Below are 22,693 nucleotides of genomic sequence, written 5' to 3' on the forward strand. Positions count from 1 at the left end.
CTCGACGCGCCGCCCGAGCAGCTCGACCGCCGTGCCCACCACGGTGGCCACCTCCCCGGTGCAGGCGTGCGCCCGCGGGCGCACGCCCCACGCGGCGTCCGCCACCGTGCCCAACACGAGCCCCGTCGCCCTGCTGGCGCTCATTCGCCATTCCCCATAGTTACCCCAGCTGCTCCCTCACCCCGCCCGGCACCCGCGTCCGCCGCCCAGCGGTGCGACGGGCACAACGAGAATAACGGTACGGTGACGGTGCCACGACACCGGTATCACGGTCCGTGAGCCCTGTGCGGCCCGTCAGTCAGGCAACGGCCCAGTCGAACAGCATGACCCGCGCGATCGACGAGTTCCCCGGCAGCCGCAGCTCGCCCTCGCCGTCGAGCGCGGCAAGCACCTGCCGCCTGGTGAACCAGCGAGCGTCGGCGATCTCGCCCGCAGCGGGAACCACGGCCTGCGCGGCATCGGCGCGCGCCGCGAAGCCGAGCATGATCGAGCGCGGAAACGGCCATGGCTGGCTGCCGAGGTAGCGCACGTCCCGGACATCCACCCCCACCTCCTCGGCTACCTCCCTGACGACACACCCCTCCAGCGACTCGCCGGCCTCGACGAAACCGGCCAGCACCGAGTACCCGCCTTCCGGCCAGTACGGCTGCCTGGCCAGCAACACCCGTTCGCCGTTGACGCCCTCGTCATCGTGTACCAGGCAGATCACCGCCGGGTCGGTGCGCGGGTATTCCTCCCTGTCGCACGCGGTGCACCTGGCCACCCAACCGAACTTGGCGAGCTCGTTGGCGCCGCCACAAACCGCACAGAACCGCGTCCGCCGGTGCCAGTTCCGCAACGCGAGAGCGGTGGTGAACAGCCCGGCCCCCGCGTCGTCGAGCAGCGCCCCGTGCTCCCGCAGCCCGACCCACAACTCCCCGTCGGCGAGGACGTTCTCCACAGGGACACCGAACCGACCTGGCATCGTCACCGTCCGGCCATCGGCGGCGTCCCTACCGGTGAGCGCCCAGTAGTCGATGCCGCGGGAGGTGCCCGAGCCGGGCTCGGTGCCGAGGAAGATCGCATCGTCCGGCGGGGCGCTGCCGAAGCTCGTCGCGGGCCGCAACGCCAGCGTGCCTGCCGCGCTGCTGCCGTCGTACGGCACAGGCGCCCTGCCCCTGCTGTCCAGCGGCAGCACCCGTGCCCGCGACCAGCGGGACCGGAGCCGCTCGGTGTCGCCACGCAGCCCTTCCTCCCTGTCCACCGCCGCGCGCGACAGCGCGGGCAGGCGGGACAGCCGGAACGGGACCGCCATCAACCGCCCTCGTCGGCGGTGACCCCGTCGGTGCTGACCCCACCGAGAGCGAGCAGCCCCGGCCGCAGCGTGTCGGGATCGCCCACGACGACCCCGGTGAACCGCGACGGCGCGAAGAACTCCAGGGCCGCCTCGGCGACTTGCTCGGCGGTGACGTCGGCCAACCGTCGCGGGTGCGCGGTGAGCCAGTCGGCGCCCAGCCCGACGTCGGCCAGCGCCACCAGCTGATTGGCCAGGCCAGCCTGCGAGGAGGTGCCGATGAGCAGCGACCCGATCGCGTACTGCCGCACCGACTCGATCTCCGAGCTCGACGGCGGGACCAGCCCGAGACGGCCCAGCTCGTAACGCGTCTCCAGCAGCGCGGCCGCCGTCACCTCGCTGGCGGTGTCGGCGTCGACCACGAGCGTTCCCGTGCCGCCGACGAAGTCGAAACCGGAATGCGCGCTGTAGGTGTACCCCTTGTCCTCGCGGATGTTCTCCACCAACCGCGACGAGAAGTACCCGCCGTAGGCGAGGTTGGCCAGCTGCAGCGCCGCGTAGCGTTCGTCGGTACGCGGCACCGCCTGCGCCGACAACCTGATCTGCGACTGCACCGCCCCGTGCCGCGCCACCAGTTGGATATCGCCGCCGGAGACCTCGGGCACCGGCGGAACCGGCGTCGCCGCGGACTCCGCGTGCCACCCGCGCAACGACCGCTCGACCTCGCCGATCACGGCATCCGGGTCGAGGTCGCCAACCAGCACGAGCACCGAACCAGCAGGCAGTACCGCGGCGTCGTGCAGCGCGCGCACGTCGGCGGCCGTCACCTCAGCGACCTCCTCGGCGAGCGGCACCTCGCGGCTGACCGGGTGATCCCCGTACCGCCTGCGTTGCAACGCCTCCCGCGCGATCACCCGGGGCTGGGTCCTTGCCACCGCCAACCGCTCGGTGAGACGGTCACGTTCCCTCGTCACCTCGATATCGGGGTAGCTGGCGCCGGTGAGCACATCGGCGAGCACGTCAAGCAGCGTGGGCAGCCCGCTGGCCAGCGCGTCACCGCGCAGCGCGAGGTGCTCCGGATCGACCCTGGTGTCGAGCTCGCCGCCGATCAGCGCCAACTCGGTGTCGATGCCCACCCTGTCGCGCCGTGCCGTGCCGGTGAGCATGCTCTCCGCGAGCACCTCGGCGCGCGCGCTGTGCGCCGGGCCCGCACCGCCGAACGGGATGTGCAGTCGCAGCTCCACCATCGGCACGGTCGCCTTGCGCACCGCCAGCACGCGCAGGCCGTTGCCGAGCGTCGTGTCGGTGACGTCCAACCCGGCGCTGGCCACCTGCTCACCGAGCGGCGGCAGCGACCGCGGGCCCAGGTCGGTTGTGCCGATCTGCTCGGCGCTGCGGTGCGTGCCTGATCCGTTGCTGCCTGTACGGGTGCCTGTCGGGGTCGCTGTCACTGCGCTCCTTCCTCGGGGTGAGCACCGCCCTGTGCGCTCGGTTCGACCAGCAGCACGGCACGCGAATCCGGCCGGAGTGCCTTGGCCGCAGCCGCGACGTCCTCCGGGGTGACCGCGCCGAGCCTGGCCGGGAGGTCGTAGATGATCGCGGCATCGCCGTAGAGCAGCTCGAACGCGCCGAGTGCGAGGGTGCGGGAGACGATGCGATCGTGCTCGCCGTGCAGCGCCGCCGTCCACCGGGCGGTGGCCTTGGCCAGCTCAGCCTGCTCCGGCGGGTGGGTAGCCAGCGTGTCCAGTTCCTCGTCCAGCGTGTCGAGCACCCGCTGCGCGGGCACGTCGGTGGGGTGGAAAGCGGTCACCACGAAGGTGTCCGGATCGCGCGCCTCGAACGGCCCGAACAGGCCCGCTTCGGCGTTGATGTCGGAGACCAGCGCGTCGGAGTGCACCAGCCGCTGCTGCAGTCGCGCTCCGTCACCTTCGGTGAGCACGCTGGCCAGCACGAGATTGGCCAGGTAGCTGTCCAGCTCGGCCACCGGATCGGTCATCCGGTAGCCCACCGCGATCGCGGGCAGCGGCGCGTGCGGATCGGGCTGGGTGTCCCGCTTCTCCCCCGCAGGGCGGGGCTCGGCGAACGAGGGGCGCCGCGGCACCTCGCGCGCCGGGACGTCACCGAAGTGCTTGGCGATCAGCTCGCGCGCGGTGTCCGGCTGGAAGTCACCGGTCACGGTGAGCACGGCGTTGGCCGGAGCGTAGTAGGCGTCGAAGAAGGCCGCACAGTCGTCGAGCGTTGCCCGCTCGAGATCGGTGAAGTCGCCGTACCCGTTGTGCGCGTTGGGGAAGGTCTCGTACAGCACCGGCGGGAGCAGGATCCACGGGAAACCACCGTACGGGCGGTTCAGCACGTTCAGCCGGATCTCTTCCTTGACGACGTCGATCTGGTTCGCGAGGTTCTCCTCGGTCAGCTTCGGCGCGCGCATCCGGTCGGCTTCCAAGAACAGCGCCCGCTCCAGCGCCGCAGCGGGCAGCACCTCGAAGTAGTCGGTGTAGTCGGGGTGGGTGGAACCGTTGAACACCCCGCCGCTGCCCTGGATATGCCGGAAGTGCGCCAGCTTCGCCAGGCTCTCACTGCCCTGGAACATCAGGTGTTCGAAGAGGTGTGCGAAGCCCGTGCGCCCCTCGGGCTCGGACCGGAATCCCACGTCGTAGTGCACGCTCACGCCGACCACGCCGGTGGTCGCGGCATCGGGGGCGAGCACGACGCGCAGGCCGTTGTCGAGTCGGAATCGATGCAACTCTCCTGCTCCCATGGCACCCACCCTACTTCGCCGCACACTCGGCACGACGTGCCGTGCCACCCGCCCGGCGACTGGCGCGGCACCTCGGCACCACAGGGCGATACCCTGGAATCCGTCCGACGCTGACCGCGACCACGCCGAGGAACGAGTCGATGCCGAGATCGCCGAGATCGCGCCACGGCAGGCACAGCCGCCGCACCACGACCGGCAACCGGTGGCGCGACCTGCTGTCGCGGCAGCCGCGTTACGGGCTCGCGCTCGGCGCCTGCCTCGCACTACTGGCTTCCGGCGTGGTCGTCGGTGTGCTCGGCGGCGAGGACCGACCCGCGGCGGAGCGGGCGGTACCCGAGGACGGTCCCGTCGAGGCACACCGCGCGCCCGGCGACTCCGGATCCGGCGCCGCGGGGTCACCACCCGACGACGCGGAACCGGTCGAGAAACTCGACGACCACCCGTTGCTCGCCGATCCCGACATCGGCCTACCCAACAGGAAATGCGAGCTGCCCGGCTGGCAGAGCACGCCGGAGGCGGCAGAGGAGTTCTTCCGCGCCGCGACCGAGTGCCTGAACGCGGCGTGGGAGCCGGTGTTGCGGGCGCACGACCTGCCGTTCGAGTCGCCCTCACTGGTCTTTCCCGACAGCTCGCGGTTCACCAGCGAGTGCGGCCAGGTCACGGTCAACGTGGAGACCGCGGCCTACTACTGCAAGGGCGAGATCTTCCTGCCGTTCGAGGGGCTACAGACCCAGCAGTACGGCGACCAGGCCGGTGTGTATCTCGCGCTGCTCGGTCACGAGTACGGGCATCACGTGCAGGAGCTAGCGGGGATCATGGACGCGGTCTGGGACGAGATCTACACCGTCGGCGTGCACAGCGAGGCAGGGCAGGAGATGTCCCGCCGCAAGGAGCTGCAAGCGCAGTGCTTCTCCGGTATGTTCCTCGGCTCGCACGTCGAGCTCGGGTCGGTCAGCCGCGACATGTACGAGCAAGCTTGGGCCGACCAGGAAACTCGGGGCGACGACACCTCCGGCGGTCGCGATCACGGCAGCAACGAGAACTACGCCACCTGGTGGCGGGACGGCGCCCAGCACAACAGCATCGCAGGATGCAATACGTTCACCGCGAGCAGCGAGGCGGTCAGCTGACCGAGCGCCGCGTGATCAGCAACGCGTACACCGCACCGCCGAGGCAGCTCAGCGCCACGAGACCGAGGCCGAGCGGCAGGTACCAGCCGGGGTAGCCAGCCACCGCGTCGGCGCTGTGCACCATCTCGCCCGACTCGGGAACCGCCACCTCGATACGTTCGTCCTCGCCGTGCCCACAGGCGTTGAGCGGCGCCTCACGCTGCTCGGCGCCGTCGCTGAACCGGACCGTGGCCGTGGCTTCCGGCTCGGTGCATGGCGCGGGCTTCACCACCGTGGCTTCCACGACACGATCGCCACTTGCCGTGGGCTGGCCAGCGAAGAGCCCGGGGCCGACCCACCACACCGCGAACACCACGGCGAACGCGAGGAAGCCCGCGGCGAGGAACACCCCGCCCCGCACCCCGCTCTCCTCGCGTACCGCCCCCTCGTCACGCTGCTGCCGATGCACATCCACGATCCTGGCAGAAAACCGGACGCGGCGCCCACTCAGCGGCCCACCTCGTCCTGCCTGCTCACTCGCGTGGGGGTGTGTCCCAGTCCTGCACGTCCTTGCCCGCCTCCCGAGCGAGGATGTCCAGCGCCGCCGTCGCACCCGCCCCCGCGGAGATGATCGCCTGGCTCCGGGTGGGCCGGGTCAACCGACCCGCGGCGTAGAGCCGGTCGGTGGTGGTGCGGTACTCGGTGTCGACCACCACGCGATCGCCGTCGCACTCCGCTCCAAGCGCCTTGGCGAGCCCGCTCGCCCGCTTACCCGCCGCCAGCAGCAGGTAGTCGACTTCGGTGGTGCCTGCCGCGGTGGTCACCACGAACCCGTCACCACGCCGCTCGATGCCGGTGACCTCCTCGTCCCGCAGTTCGGCGCCGAACGCCGCTGCCTGCTCCCGTGCCACGAGCTGGAAATCCGAACCGCTGATGTCGCGCAGCCCGAGGTAGTTGTGCAGCTGCGCGCTGTGCATCGCGGTCTTGTCCTGGCCGTAGACGATCGCGCTGTGGTCGTTCTTGGCCAGCAGCAATGCCGCGCTCAATCCAGCCGGTCCGTCGCCGACGATCGCGATGGTGCTCATCCGTCCTCCATTACGTCCACGTCTCGCGGGGTCCTCCGCAAACCGTAGTAGGTGCCGCAGACGGCGGCGGTGTCACATCATCGACACGCCCACGCGGGCGTGGTTGGATGTCCCGGAACACACACCGGCACGATCTCGGCTTGGGGGCGATGGCACATGCCCACTCGGAGCGGCAAGACGTTGCTGGCCATGGGGGCCGCCGCGGCCCTGGTGTTGGCCGCCTGCAACGGCGACGACGATGCGGAGGGCACAGGCGAGCCAAGCGGTCTGGCCTGGGCGACCTCCGACACCGGATCGGCGGGGCACTCGGCACTGGTGGCGTTGGCGTCGATGCTCAACGACCAGTGGGACGGCCCCGAGATCGACGTACTGCCCACCGCGGGCGCGGTGCAGAGCGTGAACGGCTACGCCATGGGTGAATTCGCCGGGTACTACGGGGCGGATGTGGCGTTCGAGGAGATGGCAGGCGATACGGGCCGCTTCGAGGACTTCTCGGACCGGGCCGAACGCGAGCCGGTGCAGTCCTTCTGGGCGTACCCGATGGAGACCGGTCTCGCGGTGCACGCCCGCGACGCCGACGAACTGAGCGGCTGGGGCGACCTCGCGGGTGAGGAGGTGTTCACCGGCCCACGACCCTGGGATGTTCGCGCCAACCTGGAACGCGCCATGGACGCCGTCGACGTCGGTCACTCCTATGTGGAGGTAGACAACGATGTGGCAGGCAGCGCCCTGGAAGGTGGCGATGTGCGGGCCATCATCGCCTACACCGCAGGCGAGTCCGACCCGCCACCGTGGCTGACCGAGGCCGAGTTGCAGACCGATCTGCACGTCCTCAACCCCGACGAGGGTGAGGTCGACGAGCTCGAACGGCAGGGCTTCGAGCTCGTCGAGGTGGACGCGAGCGTGTTCGGCTCCGACGTCGGCGGCGACACCGCGATGCTCGTGCCGTTCTTCTACGGCTTCCACGTAGGGGTCGACGAGCTCGACGAGGACGCGATGTACGAGAAGCTGACCGTCATCTCCGACAACGTCGAACAGCTCGCGCAAGCGGACGGCTCCTTCGACATTCTCGCCGAGGACATGGCCGAGATGCAGCGGCGAGGGGTCGAGGCGGCGATCGACGACGTGGAGGTCCACCCGGGACTGGCCAGGTGGATGGCCGACGCGGGTGTCTGGGACGAGGCGTGGGACGACCGGATCGCGCAGCCGTGACCGCGACGGGCTGATCCATGCCGGAGCAGGCATCGGCCACTGCGCCGCCGCGGTGGCTGGAGCGGGCGGCGTCCGTCGGGTTCTTCGTGGTCGCCACCGGCTTCACCCTCTACCTGCTGCAGTACTACGCCACCGCGGCAGGCGGGCCGGTCAGGCTCGCAGTGGCACTTGTCCCGGTGGCCTACATCATCGTCACCCTCGACGACCTGCGGCACGGCGCGCTCTACCCGCGGCTGCCACCAGCGGCGCAGGCCGCACTCGCCGTGGTGCTGACCGGCGTGGCCGCCGCGGCGTGCCTGTACCTGCACCGCGAGTTCGACGCGATCCGCGAGGTCAGGGTCGGCTTCTGGAACACAGCGGACCTCGTCGCCGGTGCCGCGCTGATCCTGCTGTTGTTGGAGCACAGCCGGCGCAAGTACCTGCCGCTGTTCGTGCTCAACCTGCTGCTGGTCGCCTACGTGGTTTACGGCGACCAGGTGCCTGGCCTGTTCGGGCACGCGGGACTCCCGTGGGAACGTGTGGTCAGCTCGATGAGCCTGGAGACCACCACCGGTATCTTCGAGCGGCTGTCCCAGCTCGCGCTCACGCTCATCGGCTCGTTCATCCTGGTGCTGGCGGTGCTGCGTGCCTTCGGGGCGATCGATTCCATCCTGGCTGGCGCCTCGCGGCTGGGTGCGCGCTCGCCGCATCTGCTCCCGCAGGCCTCGGTGGTCGGCTCCTTCGGTGTCGCAGCCGTGAGCGGCAGCGGGGCCGCGAATGCCACCACGACCGGTTCGGTCACCATCCCGGCGCTCATCCGGGCCGGATTCCCGAAAGTGCGCGCCGCGGCCACCGAGACCGCGACCTCGCTCGGCGGCCAGCTGATGCCGCCGCTGATGGGCATCGCGGCGTTCCTCATGGCCAACTACATGGGGGTGAGCTACTTCGACGTGGTCGCCCGCGGCTTCGCCCCCGCGCTGATCTACTTCGCGGGCGTCAGCTTCGCGGTCTACCTGGTCTCGCGCAGGCTGGTCGCGCACCACACGACCAGCGGCCCGGCTGGGCACTCGCCACCGGCTCGGCTGGACGTGACCGACCGGATCAACCTCGTCGCCTACGTCGTGGCGATCGGCGGTCTGATCTACCTCATGGGCGTGGCGCACCGGCCAGCCATGCAGGCCGCACAGCAGGTGTTCGTGATGCTGCTCGCCGGGTTGACCGTGCTCCTGGTGGCGCGCGCGCTACGCACCCGGCCGGGCTGGCGAGCGCTGCGGCAGCCCTACACCGGCTTCGTGGCCACGTTCGCGCGGATGACCTCCGAGCTCACCGTGTTGCTCGCGGTTCTCGGGCTGGTGACCGCGTCGTTCACTATCACGGGGGTCCCCACCAAGGTGGGCGTGCTGATGCTGGATGCGGCAGGCGGGCACGTGGCGCTGATCGCGCTGCTGGCGTTCGCGTTCGGTTACGTGGTCGGCATGGGGCTGCCGCCCGCACCGACGTACATCGTCGTGGCGGTGGTCATCACCCCGGTCATGGCCGAGGCCGGTCTGGATCCCTGGGTGGCGCACTTCTTCGCGTTCCTGATCGCGGTCTTCGGTGAGCTCTCCCCTCCCACCTCGCTGACCGCCGCGGTCACCTCCCGTATCGCCGAGACCTCGTTCCTGCGCACCATGGGCCGCGCGCTCGAACTGTGCCTGCCCCTGTTCGTGCTGATGGTCGCCCTGTTCACCTGGCCGGAGGTGATCGTGGAACCGGGCAGTGCGCAGCTGCTTCCCGCGCTGCTGGTCGCGGTCGCCACGATCGGCCTGATCGCCAGCGTGCACGGCTCGTTCGGCGAGCGCGCCACGACGAACCGCATGCTGAAGTTGGTGCTGGCAGCCCTGGCGGTCGCGCTGCTGTCTGGTCCACCGGTGACCCTTGCGCTGGTACTCGCCGCGGCGATCGTGGCGCTGACCGTGGCCGGGTGGTGGCGGACCCGCGCGCTGACGCCATCACTCGCTGCGACCACCGGATAACCACACGTTCAGGCGAGCCCGTTACTCGTTGCCGTGGGTATCTTTACCCAGTTTTCACCCGAATGGGTGTGTGCGTACTTCGCCTGATGGAACACTGCCGGGCATGAACCCAGCACATCGTGATATTCCGCACAAAGCACATGTGAGCAGGCGTGGGTTCCTTTACGGAACTGCGGGGGTGGTGGGCAGCAGCGCGCTGCTGTACGGCAACGCCCGTGCCGGTACCGCGATCACCCCGCATCGCAAGGCACGCACGACCGACAGCAGGTTCTTCAGCAGGCTCTTCGACCTGCCGTCATTCGCCGAACCCACCGACGAGGTGACCAACGCCTTACGACAGCTGGGTGCGCACGGTGGCCTGATGGACGCCGCGGACCCGCTGCACCTGCCGCCAGAGGATCTGATCACCGAACCGGAGCACAGCGAGAACAACCCGGACAATCCGAGCCACACCGCGGGCACGACGTTCTTCGGGCAGTTCATGGATCACGACATGACATTCGACGAGACCTCGGAGCTCGGCAAGCCGACCGATCCGGAAACGTCGCCGAACACCCGCACCCCGTCATTCGATCTGGATTCGATGTACGGGCGGGGCCCCAGCGGCGACCCGCAGTACTACAACCCGCTGGATCCGATCACCTTCCGCATCGAATCGGGTGGCCGGTTCGAAGACCTGCCGCGCGACGACCGCATGGTCGCGATCATCCCGGACGGCCGCAACGACGAGAACATCATGATCTCCGGGCTGCACGTGGCCATGTGCCTGTTCCACAACCGGGTGGTGGAGTGGATCCGGCTACGCAGGCCCGGCGCGGGGGACGAGGAGGTGTTCGCCGAGGCCCGCAAGCAGGTGACGTGGCACTACCAGTGGCTCATCCTGCACGAGTTCCTCCCGCTGTTCGTCGGTCAGCCCATGGTGGACGACGTGTTGAGCAACGGCAGGCAGTTCTTCCGCCCTGATCGGCCGGTGATCCCGGTGGAGTTCCAGGCGGCCGCCTACCGGTTCGGGCACAGCATGGTGCGTCCCTCCTACCTCGCCAACGACGACCACGACCCGGACAACCCGTTCTTCGGGTTCATCTTCGAGCCCACCAACAGTCCGGGACAGGACCCGGAGGACCTGCGTGGTTCGGCACGCGCGCCGCGCCGGTTCATCGGTTGGCAGACGTTTTTCGACTTCGACGACGGCGGGGTACGGCCGAACAAGCGGATCGACACCAAGATCTCCACCCCGTTGTTCCGGTTACCGCTGCTCACGATCCCGCCGCAGGAGCCACCGATCTCGCTGATGGAACGCAACCTGCTACGGCACCTCACATGGGAGGTGCCGTCGGGACAGGCGATCGCCGAGACCATGGACGCACCCGAGCTGCCACCCTCGCAGCTTCAGGATCTCACGCAGTTCCGCGTGGGGTTCGAACGCCACACGCCGCTGTTCTTCTACATCCTGCGGGAGGCGGAGTTCTTCGCCGACGGGCTGCACCTCGGCCCGGTCGGTGGGCGCATCGTCGCGGAGGTGATCATCGGCCTGCTGGAGACCGATCCGGACTCCTATCTCTCGCAGGACCCCAGCTGGCGCCCGGAACTGCCCAGCCGGAATCCCGGCGAGTACACGATGACCGATCTGCTCCGGTTCGCCGGGGTGCACCCCCGCAGGTAACCCCCTGCGCCGTTGGCGGCGGCTGTGCCCGCTGCCTCGGTACCTCGCGTTGCCACGCGGGCACCAACCAGGACGGCGGGATCCAGTGCGGACGACCGTCCGTTCCCATGCGGATCTCCCACTCGGAGTGGTGGATCAGCCGATGGTGTTCCGTACACAGTAGAGCGAGATTCCGTGTGTCGCTCCGCCCTCCGCGGGCCCAGTGTTCGAGGTGATGCGCCTGGCACCACCGCTTGGATCGGGTGCAGCCGGGGAAGGCACAGCCCCCGTCGCGCAGCAGCCAGTGCCCGCCGCTGGGCCGGGTCGCGCTCATCGCGCGTATCGCCCTCGGCAGGCTGCGGTTGGGCCAGCGGGCTCAGCACCGATTCCAGTGCCTTGCCTGCCTCGGCGTCCAGCGTGCCCGTCAGCCCAAGCCGCCCGTCACGGCGCCAGGACAGCCGCAACTCCCGTTCCGGGCGAGTCAGTTCCCGATCGCCCTCGGGTGGCGGTGTGCCGTCCTGGTCGAAGGAGTTCACGATGTGCCGCCCGGCCTGCCGCAGCGCGGGAGCCGTCCGCGATTCCGCCAGTGCCAGCAGCTTCGCCTCGCTGTCGCGCCGGTCGGAGTCTGTTACCCAGCCCGGTAGCTCGGCCATGGTCTCGCCGATGGCGTCGAGCTGGCCGTGTCCGATCCCTCCCAGCCGGAAGGCCTGCCCTGCCGCGGGGGCGAGGGCGGGCTTGTCCCCCAGCGCCCCGCGTACCGGGTTGCAGGCGGTTGCCCGGCTGATCCGCCGGGTGGCCTCCCGCCGGTCCAGCCGAAGCGTGTCCCGAAGCAGAGCCTGCGGGCTGCCGTAGCCGTACTCCGCCAACGCCTCCCGCGAGGAGATCTCGGCGAGGATCTCACCTTGGACGGCAGCGGCCTGACGCTGCAACACCTCCAGCGTTTGTAGCTGCTCGATCAGCGCCAACCGGTCTGCCCGCCACCACTCGGTGCCGGGGTCCGGAAGCGTTGCTGCGACCCCCGTGATCATCGTCGCCATGATAGAACATATATTCGACCATCGTTACGTTCGAGACCGGCTGGACTGGCGTGGCGGTCCGGTTGTGGCGTGCAATGGCAACATGGCCGCGCACCCGGATCCCGAGCCCGCCCAGCACACCTTCGTGTTCGCCGATCTCGCGGGCTTCACCGCGCTCACCGAGGTACACGGCGACCGGCAGGCCGCCGAACTCGCCGCTGAGTTCAGCGCGATCGTCGCACCCGCGCTGCCTCGATACGGGGCCGAGCAGGTCAAGACCATCGGCGACGCGCTGATGTTGCGCACCGGTGATCCGAGCGCGGCGGTGGATCTCGGGCTGCTGATCGTCAGCGACCTGCTGGCCAGGCACGGCTACCCTGCGGTGCGGATCGGGATGCATCACGGCCCCGCCGTACGCTCCGGCGACGACTGGTTCGGGGGCACGGTCAACCTGGCCGCGCGTATCGCCGCGCTGGCATCCGGTGGTGAGGTGCTGCTCAGCGAAGCGGTACGCGCCCGAGCCCGGCACAGCGAGGAGGTGGTGTTCGAGCACCGGGGCCAGCAGCGGCTGAAGAACGTCACCGAGCCGGTCACCGTCTACGCCGCCTACCGGCACGTCGCCAGCCCCATCGCCTGGCGCACCGACCCGGTGTGCCGGATGGAGCTGCACCCGGCGCTGTCCGCCCAGCACATCAGCCACGGCGGGACCGTGTACCACTTCTGCTCCGCCGAGTGCGCCACCCGCTTCGCCGCGACCCCGGAGAACTACACCGCCCCGGCAGGAGAGCACCGGTGAGCGCGGATTCCGCGCGATGCGGCGCTCAGGCGTCGCACGCGCCGCCCTTGACGCTCGCTAGGAAGGCCCGCCATTCCGCGCGGGGGTAGACGATCACCGATCCCCGGGGGAAGTGGCTGTGCCGCACCGCGACGCGTCCGCTGCCGTCGCGCAGCGCGCCCGCCTCGACACAGCTCCCCCCGGCATTGTCACTGTGGCTGCTGATATGCCAGGTGATCCCGGCGAGTTCCCGCGCGGTCAGCTCCTGCCGGGTGGGCATGTGCTCACTCCACGTCGTCGACCTCCGCCGCGATCCGCTCCGCCGACTGCTGCGGGCTGAGCGCGGCCTGCACCAGGCCATCATAGGCGGCGCGGAACCGCTCGGTGTTGGGCGGTTCGACGTAGAGCGCGCCCGCGATGGTCTCCACGTAGCCCACCTCGGGATACGGTTCGGCCATCTCGAAGATCTTGAACGATCCCGGCACGCCGGGGTGAGCCCCTGCGGTGAACGGCAGCACGCGTACCTCGATGCCCGGCCGCTCCGCCAGCGCCAGCAGGTGGCGCAGCTGGCCCGCGCGCACGGCCGCATCGCCGATGCGGCGGGTGAGTACGGCCTCGTCCAGCACCGCCCGGATGCCCGGCGGTTGGTCACGGTCGAGCAGCTGCTGGCGGGTCATCCGCAACCCGACCCAACGTTCGACCTGCTCGGCGGTGGCGTGCGGCTCCGCTCCGGAGATCACCGCGCGGGCGTAATCCTCGGTCTGCAACAACCCCGTGACCAGGCTCTGCTCGAAGGCCTGCATGCCGGTGGCGCGTTGTTCCAGCCACATGAAGTCCACGAACTTCTCGTCGACATCGCCCGCGTAGTCGTCCCACCAGCCGCGCTGCCAGGATTCGCGGTGCAGCTCGAGCAGCGCTTCGCGTTTACGCTTGCCGGACACCCGGTACAGGTCGATCAGCGCCAGCAGGTCGGGGCGGCGGATGGGGTACTCGCCGGATTCGAACCGGCCGATCGTCGAGCCGTCGCGCTGCAGGTACTCGCCGACGTCCCGGAGCTTGAGACCCGCTTCGACCCGGAGCTGGTGCAGGTGCTGGCCGAGCCACTGCGCGCGAAGGGTGGGACCTGACTTCGAGGGCATGCCGGTATCTTCCCCAACCCCGCCTCCTCAACCAAATGTCGTCACACTATCGGGTGCTACACAAATTTGTGGCTCGCAATCGGAGAGGGCTCGTGTCAGAGTCAGCACACGTCGTCAGGTGCTGTAACGCACACCGCTGCCATCCATCACGACCACGGGAGGGAACCGATGAACCACGACACGGCCGCCACGGCGCCAGCCACAGAGGACACCGCAGCCACGGGCGCCCCACGCCTGTTCGCGCTCGCGCCCGCCGGCTCCGAGCTGGAGGCCGGCGACGCCGTCTTCTGGGGGATCGCGTTCGGCGACCACGCCATGGCCTACCGCCGCGACCCCGACACCGGCTTCCGCGAGCAGGGGATCTGCGAATCCGCCGAGGAAGCACGCAGGTTGTTCAGTTCGGGAGAGCCCGAGCCGCTCCGGCTGATCTGGTTCTGACCACACGCGATGGTCTCCGGTATCGCTACCGCTGCGGCACCGATCGCAGCAGGTCCCGCAGGCCCTCGGCGTCGTGCAGGTCCACCGGCCGCACAGTGCGGTTGTGGCGCACGTAGTGGAACGCGGCGCGCACCTTCTCCAGCGGGGCCCCCGCCAGGCCCGCCCAGGCCAGACGGTAGGCGGCCAGCTGCACCGCCGCGCTGCGCAGTGCCTCGGTGCCGGGAACCGCCCCGGTCTTCCAGTCCACCACGGTCCATCCACCGTCCTGATCGGCGAAGACGGCGTCCATCCTGCCCCGCAGCGTCACGCCGTCAACGTCACAGACGAACGGCACCTCGACATCGTGCGGTGTCCTGACCGCCCACTCGCTGGCCTCGAACTCCCGTTGCAGCCGGGCCACGTCGGCGTCCTCGTCGGCACCGGTGTCCGCCGCTCCCGGCAGGTCGTCGAAGTCGAACAGCGTGCCCCCCGCGAACCGCCGCTCCAGCCACGCATGGAACGTGGTTCCCCTGCGGGCGACCGTGTTCGGTGGGGCGGGTAGCGGCCTGCGGAGCTTGCGAGCGAGCGCGCCCTGATCCTCGGCCAGCTCCACCAGCCTGCTCACCGACAGCTGGCCGGGCAGCGCCACCTCCGTCGTCGCCGAACGCGCGCGCTCGCGCTCGGCCAGCAGCGCGTCGGTGTCGGCGATCCACCCCTCCGGGTCGTCGTCCTCGCCTCCTTCCGGTTCGGGTTCCCGGCCGAGGTCCGCCAGTTCCGCCCGCACCAGCGCGGCGCCCTCGGTGACCGCCGCACGGCGCTCGCCGAGGGGGTCGACCGGCCACCGCGCCTCCCGCGCCGACTCCACGAACGGGTTGCCCTCGTCCTCGGCAGGGGCCTCGGCCCACCGCACGATACTGCCCGCGGGCTCGCCCCGGTCCCGTGCACTGGCGAGGAACTCGGCGATCTCGGTGAGGAACGCCGAGGGGCCGCGCGGTGTCGTACCGGTCTCAGCCCACCAGTACCCGGAGGCCAGCAGCGCGTGCTCGGCGCGGGTCAGTGCGACGTAGCACAGCCTGCGTTCCTCCTCGGCATGCCGCTCGGCGAACTCCTCCTCGTGGCAGGCGAGCGCCTCCTGGACTTCCTTGCGATCGGCGCATCCGGACAGCGACAACCGGGGCAGATCGGCGGCGTCGCCCCGGATCTCAGCGGGGAGTTCGGTCGGCGTGCGCAGCCAGGAGCTCGCCATTCGCTTGCCGGGGAACACGCCCTGCACCAGATGTGGCACCGCGACCACCTGCCATTCCAGCCCTTTCGCCGCGTGCACGGTGAGCACCTGCACCCGGTCCTCGCTGACCTCCACCTCGCCCGGCTCGAAGCCGTCCTCGGCCCGTTCCGCGGTGTCAAGGTAGTCCACAAACGACAGCAGCGTCGGGGTGTTCGCGTGCTCTGCGAACTCGCTCGCGACCTCGGCGAAGGCGTCCAGGTGGGCGTGGCCCGCACCGCCTAGCCTGCTGCTGGCCTCCACATCCAGCCGCATCGTCCGCTCCACATCGGCTACCAGCTCAGCGAGCGGCTGGTCGAGCCTGCTGCGCAGCGCGGCGAGATCGGCGGCCAGTGCCCGGATCCTGCGGTAACCCTCGGCGGAGTAACGCGCCGGATCGCCAGGGTCGTCCACCGCGTCGATCAGCCCGGCCGACTCGGCACGTTCGGCCACCAGCGTGCCGGGCTCGCCTGGGTCCTGCCCCCTGTTGTCCGCCGACAGTTCCGACGCTCTGCTGGACAGCGCGGCCAGGTCGGCCGCCCCCAGCCGCAGGCGCGCCCCGGTCAGTAGCCTCGCCGCCGCGCTGCCTGCCAGCGGCTCGGCAAGCACCCGCAGCGTCGCCACCAGGTCGGCCACCTCGGGTTCATCGAGCAGCCCACCGAGACCGACCACCTCAACGGGCAGGCCCCGCTCCCGCAGCGCCGCCGCCATCTCGGCCATCCCCGCCCGCCTGCGCATCAACACCGCCGTCGTGGGTGGCGTGCCGTCCTGCTGACCCTCGAACCAACGCCTGGCCAACTCATCGGCGACCCACTCGCGCTCGGCGCGCACGTCGGCAACCAGGGCACAGGCGATATCGGCCTCCGGCGCGCCCTCTCGCGGCCGCAGCGGCGCGACCGAGTCGCCGCCACCTGCTCGGCAGGCGCCGCGCAGCGGCCCCGAGAGGGTGTTGGCCACCCGCAGCACCCCCTCGGGATTGCGGAAGCTGGTCAGCAGCCCGTACTCGCTCGCGGGCACCAGCTCGCCCGCCTGGCTGCGGGGGAAGTCGGTGACGAACCGTGGCAGGTTCGCCGCGCTCGCGCCGCGCCAGCCGTAGATCGCCTGCAGCGGGTCGCCCACGGCCGTGACCGGCAGCGGTGGTGCCCCACCGAACAGCTCCCGCAGCAGCACCCGCTGCGCGTGACCGGTGTCCTGGTACTCGTCGAGCAGCACCGCGCCGTAGCGTTCCCGTTCGGTCGCGGCGACCTCGGGGTGATCCCGCGCCAGCCGGGCGGCCAGCGCCATCTGGTCGGCGAAGTCCAGCGCCCCTTCGGCACGTTTGCGCCGCTCGTACTCGGCGACCAGCGGCAGCAGCTGGAGCCGGAAACGCTGCCGCTCGCAGATGGTGACCAGGTCGTTCGGCAGTGGCTCGCGTTGCCCCTTCCCCTTGGGGGCGTTCTCGATCGCGCCGAGCACGCGTTCGGTGCAGGCGACGAGCTCCTTCCGGTCGACGAGGTGCTCGGCCAGCTCCCCTGCCAGGCCGAGCACCCGCGCGGTGACCGTCGCCGGGACCGCGTCGGTGTCCAGGTCGTCCTCCCAACCAGCCACCACCCGGTGCGCCAACTGCCAGGACGCCGTCTCCGGCAACAGCCGCGCCCCCGGCTGGATGGGGATGCGCAGCCCGTGCTCGGAGATCAACCTGCCCGCGTAGGCGTGGTAGGTCAGTACCGTGGGTTCACCCGCCTGCGCCACGGCGGTGCGCTCGCCGCTCGGGTCGAGCCGGTCCAGCAGCCCGGAACCGGCGAGCCTGCGTAGCCGCGCGCGGACCCGCTCGGCCAGCTGCCGCGCGGCCTTGCGGGTGAACGTCAGGCCGAGCACCCGTTCCGGGGTCACGTAGCCGCTGGCCACCAGCCACACCACCCGCGCGGCCATCGTCTCGGTCTTGCCTGCCCCGGCACCGGCGGTGACCAGCCCCGGCTCCGGTGGGGCCGCGATGACCGCGGCCTGCTCCTCGGTGGGCGCGGGAAGTCCCAGCGCGCTCGCCACCTCGGTCGGGCTCACCTCCACCGCACGGTGTGCCGCTGCCTGCTGCGCTGCCTGCCCGGGCTGCCCGGTCCATACCGCCTGCGAGGCCATCACACCGTCACCTGCCTTCCTTCCGGTTGCAGCGGGCAGCACGGCCGTACGGGGCAGCGCGGGCAATCCGGGTTCTCCCTGGCGACGTACTCCGGTCCCACGCTGGCCACCGCCGCAGTGCGGACCACCTCCAGCCAGTACGCGATCGCGTCCTCGTCGAGCGGTTCCTGCGCACGCTGGGTGGCGCCGGTCTTGGTGTGCGGCTTCGCCGGGTACACCAGCCGCGCACCGCCCGCCGGTGCGCGTTCGGACAGCGAGACAGCCAGCTGGTAGCTGGCCAGCTGCGGGTGTTCCTGGGTGTCGGCCACGCTCACCGGTGTCTTGGCTGACTTGATGTCCACGATCACCGGCCTGCCGTCGCGATCCCGTTCCAGCCTGTCCACCCTGCCGCGCAGCCGGACCTTCGGCGTGCCTTCCTCGTCTGGCAGTTCGAGCGTCAGGTCCGACTCGACCGCGTCCTGGGTCAGCTCGTCGCGGCTGCGCTCCAGCCAGGCGGTGAAGGTGTCCACCATCGCCGCCACCCGCGAGCGCTCGCGCCGCCAGAACCACGGCGCTCCCGCGTCGACTCGCGCCCACGCCTCGTCGAGTGCGGCGCTTAGCTCCTCCTCGGTCGCACCGCCCGCCGCTGCGTGCGCGAGACCGTGCACGATAATCCCCGCCGTAGCAGGCAGTTCGGCGGGGTCGGTGCCGCCGTGCCGCTCCACCAGCCATCGCAACGGACACCGAACCAGAACATCCACTGTAGACGGCGAGACAGTGACGACTTCGCCCGCGGGGTGCAGCGGCTCGACCGTGGACACCCCGGCGAGGCCGTACCAGGAATCGGGGTGCGCTCCCGGCACGCCGGCCTGCGCGAGCCGTGCCAGCTGCCGGGCCGCACGCCGGCGCCGACCGGGGTCGGCGTCGGGGTCGCAGGCGGCAACACGCAGATCCCCAACGAGCCGGGACAGCACGAGCGGCCGCGCGACCTGCCCACCTTGCGGTTGCGCGGGCACCGCCGCGTCCGCCGCTGGCGCCAGCAGGTCGAGGAACCGGGACGGCTGCTCATCCTCCCCGCTGACCGCGCTCGCGACGAGCTTGCACCGGGTCCGGCTCGCCGCGACGTAGAGCAGCCTGCGTTCCTCTGCGAGGATCGGCGCTACGGCCGACGTAGCATCGGTGTCCACTCCGGACAGCACGTCCACCATCCGCTCGACACCGAGCAGCGAACCCCGCAGCCGCAGGTCCGGCCAGCTTCCTTCCTGCAGGCCGGGAACGGCCACGACCTGCCACTGCCTGCCCGCGGCGGCGTGCGCGGTCAGCACCTCCACTCCCTCGCTGCGTTCCGCGGTCGGCGCGAGGCTGTCCCCGGCAATGTGCTGCGAGAGCAGGTAGTCAGCGAAGCCCGTCACCCCGGCGTGGGGCAGCCTGTCGACATAGTGACCGGCAGCGTGGAACAGCGCCACGACCGCGTCGAGATCGTTGTCGGCCTGTCTGCCCAGCGTGCCGCTCCGCTCGGCCTGCGCCACCCACCGTTGCTGCAGGCCGCTGGCTTCCCACAACCGCCACAGCACCCACTCCACGCTCCCGCCACCGCGCAGCGCCTCGCTGCCAGCGGCGAGCACGGCGTTGATCCGGCGCAGCGCCCCTGCCTCCGACTCGGCGAGCGCCGCCAGCGGATCGCCCGAGCGCAACGCCCCGACGAGCAGCTCGTCGCTGCCCCGCTCGCCGCCGGAAGCCGTCTCCAACCGCCGCAACCCCCGGCGTAGCCTGCGCAGTGCCAGCGGGTCCGCGCCACCGAGCGGCGAGGCGAGCAACTCCTCGGCGACGTCGTTGTCGATCACAGCGGGCTCGGCGACGACCCGCAGGGCGGTCAGCAGCGGGCGGACGGCATCGTGCCGCGCCAGTGGCGCGTCGCGCCCCGGCGTGACCACCGGCACGCCCGCAGAGCGGAACGCGCGCAGCAGCGCGGGCAACATCCTGCCGACCGAGCGGGTCAGTACCGCCATCTCGGACCACGGCGTGCCATCGGTGAGATGCGCCCTGCGCAGCTGGTCCGCGATCCAGCTCGCCTCGGCGGCCGGGGTGGCGAACCACCTCACCACCACGCCGTCGCGCTCCCCAGCCCCACGAGGTTCGTCGCCCGCGCCCGCCTGCCCGCTCACCTGCCTGCCAGCCGCACCCGGCCGGTGCGCCCCGGTGCCGGGCAGCGACTCGGCGATCCGCACCACCTGCTCGTGTACCGGCGCGGGCATCCGGTGCCAGCCGCGCAGCACCACGGTGCGTTCGCCACCGGGATCGGCGTCGGCCAGCAGTCGCGGGTCGGCGCCCCGGAACGAGAACACCGCCTGGTCGGGGTCACCGGCCAGCACGAACTCCCGCGCGGTGTCACCGAGCATGCCGATCAACCGCCACTGCAGTGGATCGAGGTGCTGCGCGTCGTCGACCAGCAGGTACCGCACGTTCTCCCGCATACCGCCGAGCAGCTCCGCGTCGGACAGCAGCGCGGAGACCGCGGCGGAGACGAGCTCCGCGGCATCGAGCGCGGGCGATGCCGGGGCTGCCAGCGCGCTCCCTCCGGCATCGGACAGCAGCGTGACTTGCTCGTACTGCTGCCAGAAGCGCCCGGCGGCCACCCATTCCTCGCGCCCCTGATCCCTGCCGAGCGCGGTGAGATCGTCCGGGCCGAGGCCCCGCTCGGCGGCACGCAGCAGCAGGTCGCGCAGCTGCTCGGCGAAAGCGGGTAGCCGCAGCGCGGGCCGCAGCTTCTCCGGCCAGTACCCGGCACCTTCCTCGACGTCACCAGCGAGCAGGTCGCGGATCACGGCATCCTGTTCCGGGCCGGACAGCAGCCGTGGCGGCGCCATCCCCGCCTGGTTCGCCTGCGCGCGCAGCACCCCGAACGCGTAGGAGTGCACCGTGCGGACCAGCGGCTCCCGGACGGTGCGCGGTACGCCGTCCGCCTCCTCGCCCGCGGTCACTAGCCGCGTGATCGTCTCGCGCAACGCGTCCGCGGCGTGCCGGGACGCGGTCAGCACCAGCAGCCGTTCCGGATCACGGCCGTGCAGGATCCGGCGCGCCGCCACGTCCGCGAGCAGCGAGGTCTTGCCGGTGCCTGGCCCGCCAAGCACCCGGGTGAAGCCCTCCCTGCCGCGCAGCACGTCGGCGGCCTCGCCCTCCCACCGGTACTCCGGGACGGCCCGTGGGGTGCGGACCAGCGTGGGTCGCTGCGTGGCCATACCCGTGATCGAACCATCCACCACCGACGGCGCGAGGCAGGGGCACGGGTGTCCCTTACGCTGACCGCGTGAACGAAGAGGAGCACGAGCGGGTGCGCGAAGCCGTGGCCGCGATCCCGGCGGGACGGGTGGCCACCTACGGCGACATCGCGGGCCGGGTAGGGCTGCCTTCGGCGCGGTTGGTTGGCCGCATCCTCCGGGAGGACGGGGTGGACCTGCCGTGGCACCGCGTGCTGCGAGCGACCGGTAAGCCCGCCGAGCACCTCGCCACGGAACAGCTCACCCTACTGGCCGCCGAGGGCGTCATAGCCCGTGACGGCCGCGTCGATCTGCGGCGCTATCGCTGGGAAGGGCCGTGAACGCCTCGCCGAGCACCCGGCCGTCGTAACCGCCATCCGGTTCGGCGATGCCGAGCAGAGCGCCCACGGTGGGGGCCACATCCGGGGTCACCGCCCGCCCCGGCGCGGCGACGCCGGACCGCACGATGGGATCCCCGCCGGAGATCACGAACGGGATCGGCTCGGTGGCCGGATGGCCGTGGTTACCGGGGATCGGGTTCGACCACGGCCGGGGGTCGCTGAACCGCCACCCCGCCCGGCAGAACGCCACCACCTCGCCCGCCTCGGGTCCCAGCGCCAGCTCGGCGGGCTCGTGCACCGACAGCACACCGTCGACCCCGCCTGCGAGCTCGGCCATCCGCCGCCTCGCCTCGGCGCGCTCGCGCTCCGGCCCGGTCCAGTACAGCAGGTCGGCCCCACCGTTCTGGCTGATGACCACGTTGCCTGCCAGCATCGGGTCCCGATCCATGACGGGTTGCAGCGAGATGAGCGCCCACGGCGAGGACCAGTCCATCGAGTGATCGGCGAGCACCATGACTACGGACTCCTGCCAGCGGTCGGTGGATCGCAGCCGGGAAGCCAGCGCGCCGAGCGCCTGATCGGCCTGCCACACGGCGGCGGAGCGCACCGCCTGAACCGTGGTGCCGGTGAGGTCGACGTGCCCCGCCCGGTCACAGTCACCCAGACTGCAGAACACCAGGTCCGGATCGGCCTCGTCGATCATGGCAAGCAGCGCGTGCCTGGTGAAGACGTCGGGGGCGTGGTCACTGACGGGGATGATCGGTTCCGGTTCCCAGCGGTAGGTGGCCCTTGTCCCGAAGATCCCGTACAGGTAGTCCTTGGACAATACGCTTCCGCTGGTCAGCCCGGCTTCCTTGGCGCGATCCAGCATCGTGGGACCGCGCAGGTCGCTGGCGCGCCCCAGAGTGCGCACCTCTCCCTCGGCGGCGTCGTATGCCGAGTTGCCCGGCACTCCGGTGCGGTTCGGGTACCGCCCCGCCGCCATCATCACGTGGTTGGGCAGCGTCTCGGCGACGGGCAGCGCACGCGCGTTGGCGAACCGGGTTCCCTGGTCGATGAGCTCCGTCAAGTTGGGCATCAGCCCGCCGGTGATCTCGTCGTTGCGCAGCCCGTCCACCACGATGACGTAGACCCGGCGTCGGTGACCACCCGGTGACCGTCGCGCAGCGAAGGCCGTACCCGCAGGCGCCGACAGCACGATCGACCCGCCTGCCACCGTGGCCGCGCGCAGGAACCTGCGCCGGTTCATCGCTTCCCGCATGGTTCCCACCCCCGGTCGGTTCTCGCGGATCTCCGACCTCTCATTGGACATGAAAAGGA

General features: G+C 70.9%; 17 protein-coding genes and 2 pseudogenes. 7 read left to right on the forward strand and 12 right to left on the reverse strand.

Going from position 1 to position 22,693, the window contains the following annotated elements; translation table 11 throughout:
- Window positions 1–298 precede the first annotated feature (298 nt).
- Genes nudC through F8178_RS15365 form a run of 3 tightly spaced genes read right to left on the reverse strand, consistent with a single transcriptional unit; the run spans window position 299 to window position 4,031 of the window.
- Window positions 299–1,294: an NAD(+) diphosphatase gene (nudC, locus tag F8178_RS15355; RefSeq protein WP_317495492.1), complete on the reverse strand. Its 996-nt coding sequence runs from the start codon at window positions 1,292–1,294 to the stop codon at window positions 299–301.
- Entirely contained in the window at window positions 1,294–2,724 is a 1,431-nt protein-coding gene (locus tag F8178_RS15360; RefSeq protein ID WP_317495493.1) for a pitrilysin family protein, read from the reverse strand. Before F8178_RS15360 ends, nudC begins: the two co-directional genes overlap by 1 nt.
- Window positions 2,721–4,031, reverse strand: a complete 1,311-nt coding sequence (locus F8178_RS15365) for a pitrilysin family protein (protein ID WP_317495494.1) — start codon at window positions 4,029–4,031, stop codon at window positions 2,721–2,723. The genes F8178_RS15360 and F8178_RS15365 overlap by 4 nt, the downstream gene beginning before the upstream one ends.
- Window positions 4,032–4,171: 140 nt before the next feature.
- Between F8178_RS15365 and F8178_RS15370 the strand changes: the two genes are divergently transcribed.
- A complete protein-coding gene (locus F8178_RS15370; RefSeq protein WP_317495495.1) occupies window positions 4,172–5,161 on the forward strand; it encodes a neutral zinc metallopeptidase in 990 nt (329 codons plus the stop codon).
- Here F8178_RS15370 and F8178_RS15375 read toward each other — a convergent pair.
- Together F8178_RS15375 and F8178_RS15380 are read right to left on the reverse strand one after the other, a co-directional pair.
- Window positions 5,154–5,609 (reverse strand): hypothetical protein, encoded by a 456-nt coding sequence (locus F8178_RS15375; protein WP_317495496.1) that lies wholly within the window; start codon window positions 5,607–5,609, stop codon window positions 5,154–5,156. The genes F8178_RS15370 and F8178_RS15375 overlap by 8 nt on opposite strands.
- A gap of 64 nt (window positions 5,610–5,673) precedes the next feature.
- Entirely contained in the window at window positions 5,674–6,225 is a 552-nt protein-coding gene (locus tag F8178_RS15380) for an FAD-dependent oxidoreductase (protein ID WP_317495497.1), read from the reverse strand.
- Between the two features lie 156 nt (window positions 6,226–6,381).
- On the opposite strand from F8178_RS15380, the gene F8178_RS15385 reads away from it, so the two are divergent.
- The 3 genes from F8178_RS15385 to F8178_RS15395 all read left to right on the forward strand — a co-directional run bounded on the left by F8178_RS15385 (window position 6,382) and on the right by F8178_RS15395 (window position 11,094).
- Entirely contained in the window at window positions 6,382–7,437 is a 1,056-nt protein-coding gene (locus F8178_RS15385) for a hypothetical protein (RefSeq protein WP_317495498.1), read from the forward strand.
- Window positions 7,438–7,454: 17 nt separating this feature from the next.
- Window positions 7,455–9,431: a TRAP transporter fused permease subunit gene (locus tag F8178_RS15390; RefSeq protein WP_317495499.1), complete on the forward strand. Its 1,977-nt coding sequence runs from the start codon at window positions 7,455–7,457 to the stop codon at window positions 9,429–9,431.
- Between the two features lie 178 nt (window positions 9,432–9,609).
- Window positions 9,610–11,094, forward strand: coding sequence for a heme peroxidase family protein (locus tag F8178_RS15395; protein WP_317495500.1), 1,485 nt, complete (start codon window positions 9,610–9,612; stop codon window positions 11,092–11,094).
- A 184-nt stretch (window positions 11,095–11,278) separates the two neighbouring features.
- Here the strand turns inward: F8178_RS15395 and F8178_RS20450 are convergent.
- Both F8178_RS20450 and F8178_RS20455 read right to left on the reverse strand, forming a co-directional pair.
- Window positions 11,279–11,407: pseudogene (locus F8178_RS20450) on the reverse strand (hypothetical protein); the annotation flags it as partial.
- Window positions 11,379–12,110, reverse strand: a pseudogene (locus tag F8178_RS20455) (DUF222 domain-containing protein); the annotation flags it as partial. The pseudogenes F8178_RS20450 and F8178_RS20455, both read right to left, overlap by 29 nt.
- Between F8178_RS20455 and F8178_RS15405 the strand changes: the two are divergent.
- A complete protein-coding gene (locus F8178_RS15405) occupies window positions 12,109–12,885 on the forward strand; it encodes an adenylate/guanylate cyclase domain-containing protein (protein ID WP_317495502.1) in 777 nt (258 codons plus the stop codon). The pseudogene F8178_RS20455 and the gene F8178_RS15405 overlap by 2 nt on opposite strands.
- Window positions 12,886–12,910: 25 nt before the next feature.
- Here F8178_RS15405 and F8178_RS15410 read toward each other — a convergent pair whose 3' ends face one another.
- Window positions 12,911–13,144, reverse strand: coding sequence for a DUF397 domain-containing protein (locus tag F8178_RS15410; protein ID WP_317495503.1), 234 nt, complete (start codon window positions 13,142–13,144; stop codon window positions 12,911–12,913).
- Window positions 13,145–13,148: 4 nt separating this feature from the next.
- Window positions 13,149–14,003, reverse strand: a complete 855-nt coding sequence (locus tag F8178_RS15415; RefSeq protein WP_317495504.1) for a helix-turn-helix transcriptional regulator — start codon at window positions 14,001–14,003, stop codon at window positions 13,149–13,151.
- 168 nt (window positions 14,004–14,171) lie between these two features.
- On the opposite strand from F8178_RS15415, the gene F8178_RS15420 reads away from it, so the two are divergent.
- A complete protein-coding gene (locus F8178_RS15420) occupies window positions 14,172–14,441 on the forward strand; it encodes a hypothetical protein (protein WP_317495505.1) in 270 nt (89 codons plus the stop codon).
- 25 nt (window positions 14,442–14,466) lie between these two features.
- On the opposite strand, the gene F8178_RS15425 is transcribed toward F8178_RS15420, so the two are convergent.
- Together F8178_RS15425 and F8178_RS15430 are read right to left on the reverse strand one after the other, a co-directional pair.
- Entirely contained in the window at window positions 14,467–17,796 is a 3,330-nt protein-coding gene (locus F8178_RS15425) for an ATP-dependent DNA helicase (RefSeq protein WP_317495590.1), read from the reverse strand.
- Window positions 17,796–21,014, reverse strand: a complete 3,219-nt coding sequence (locus F8178_RS15430) for an ATP-dependent DNA helicase (RefSeq protein ID WP_317495506.1) — start codon at window positions 21,012–21,014, stop codon at window positions 17,796–17,798. The genes F8178_RS15425 and F8178_RS15430 overlap by 1 nt, the downstream gene beginning before the upstream one ends.
- A 68-nt stretch (window positions 21,015–21,082) precedes the next feature.
- Between F8178_RS15430 and F8178_RS15435 the strand changes: the two genes are divergently transcribed.
- On the forward strand, window positions 21,083–21,373 hold the full coding sequence (locus tag F8178_RS15435; protein ID WP_317495507.1) for an MGMT family protein: 291 nt from the start codon (window positions 21,083–21,085) through the stop codon (window positions 21,371–21,373).
- On the opposite strand, the gene F8178_RS15440 is transcribed toward F8178_RS15435, so the two are convergent.
- On the reverse strand, window positions 21,318–22,685 hold the full coding sequence (locus F8178_RS15440) for an alkaline phosphatase family protein (RefSeq protein ID WP_317495508.1): 1,368 nt from the start codon (window positions 22,683–22,685) through the stop codon (window positions 21,318–21,320). The genes F8178_RS15435 and F8178_RS15440 overlap by 56 nt on opposite strands.
- Between the last annotated feature and the right edge of the window lie 8 nt (window positions 22,686–22,693).

The organism is Haloechinothrix sp. LS1_15 (assembly GCF_033042135.1).
In the GTDB taxonomy this organism is placed as follows: Bacteria; Actinomycetota; Actinomycetes; order Mycobacteriales; family Pseudonocardiaceae; genus Haloechinothrix.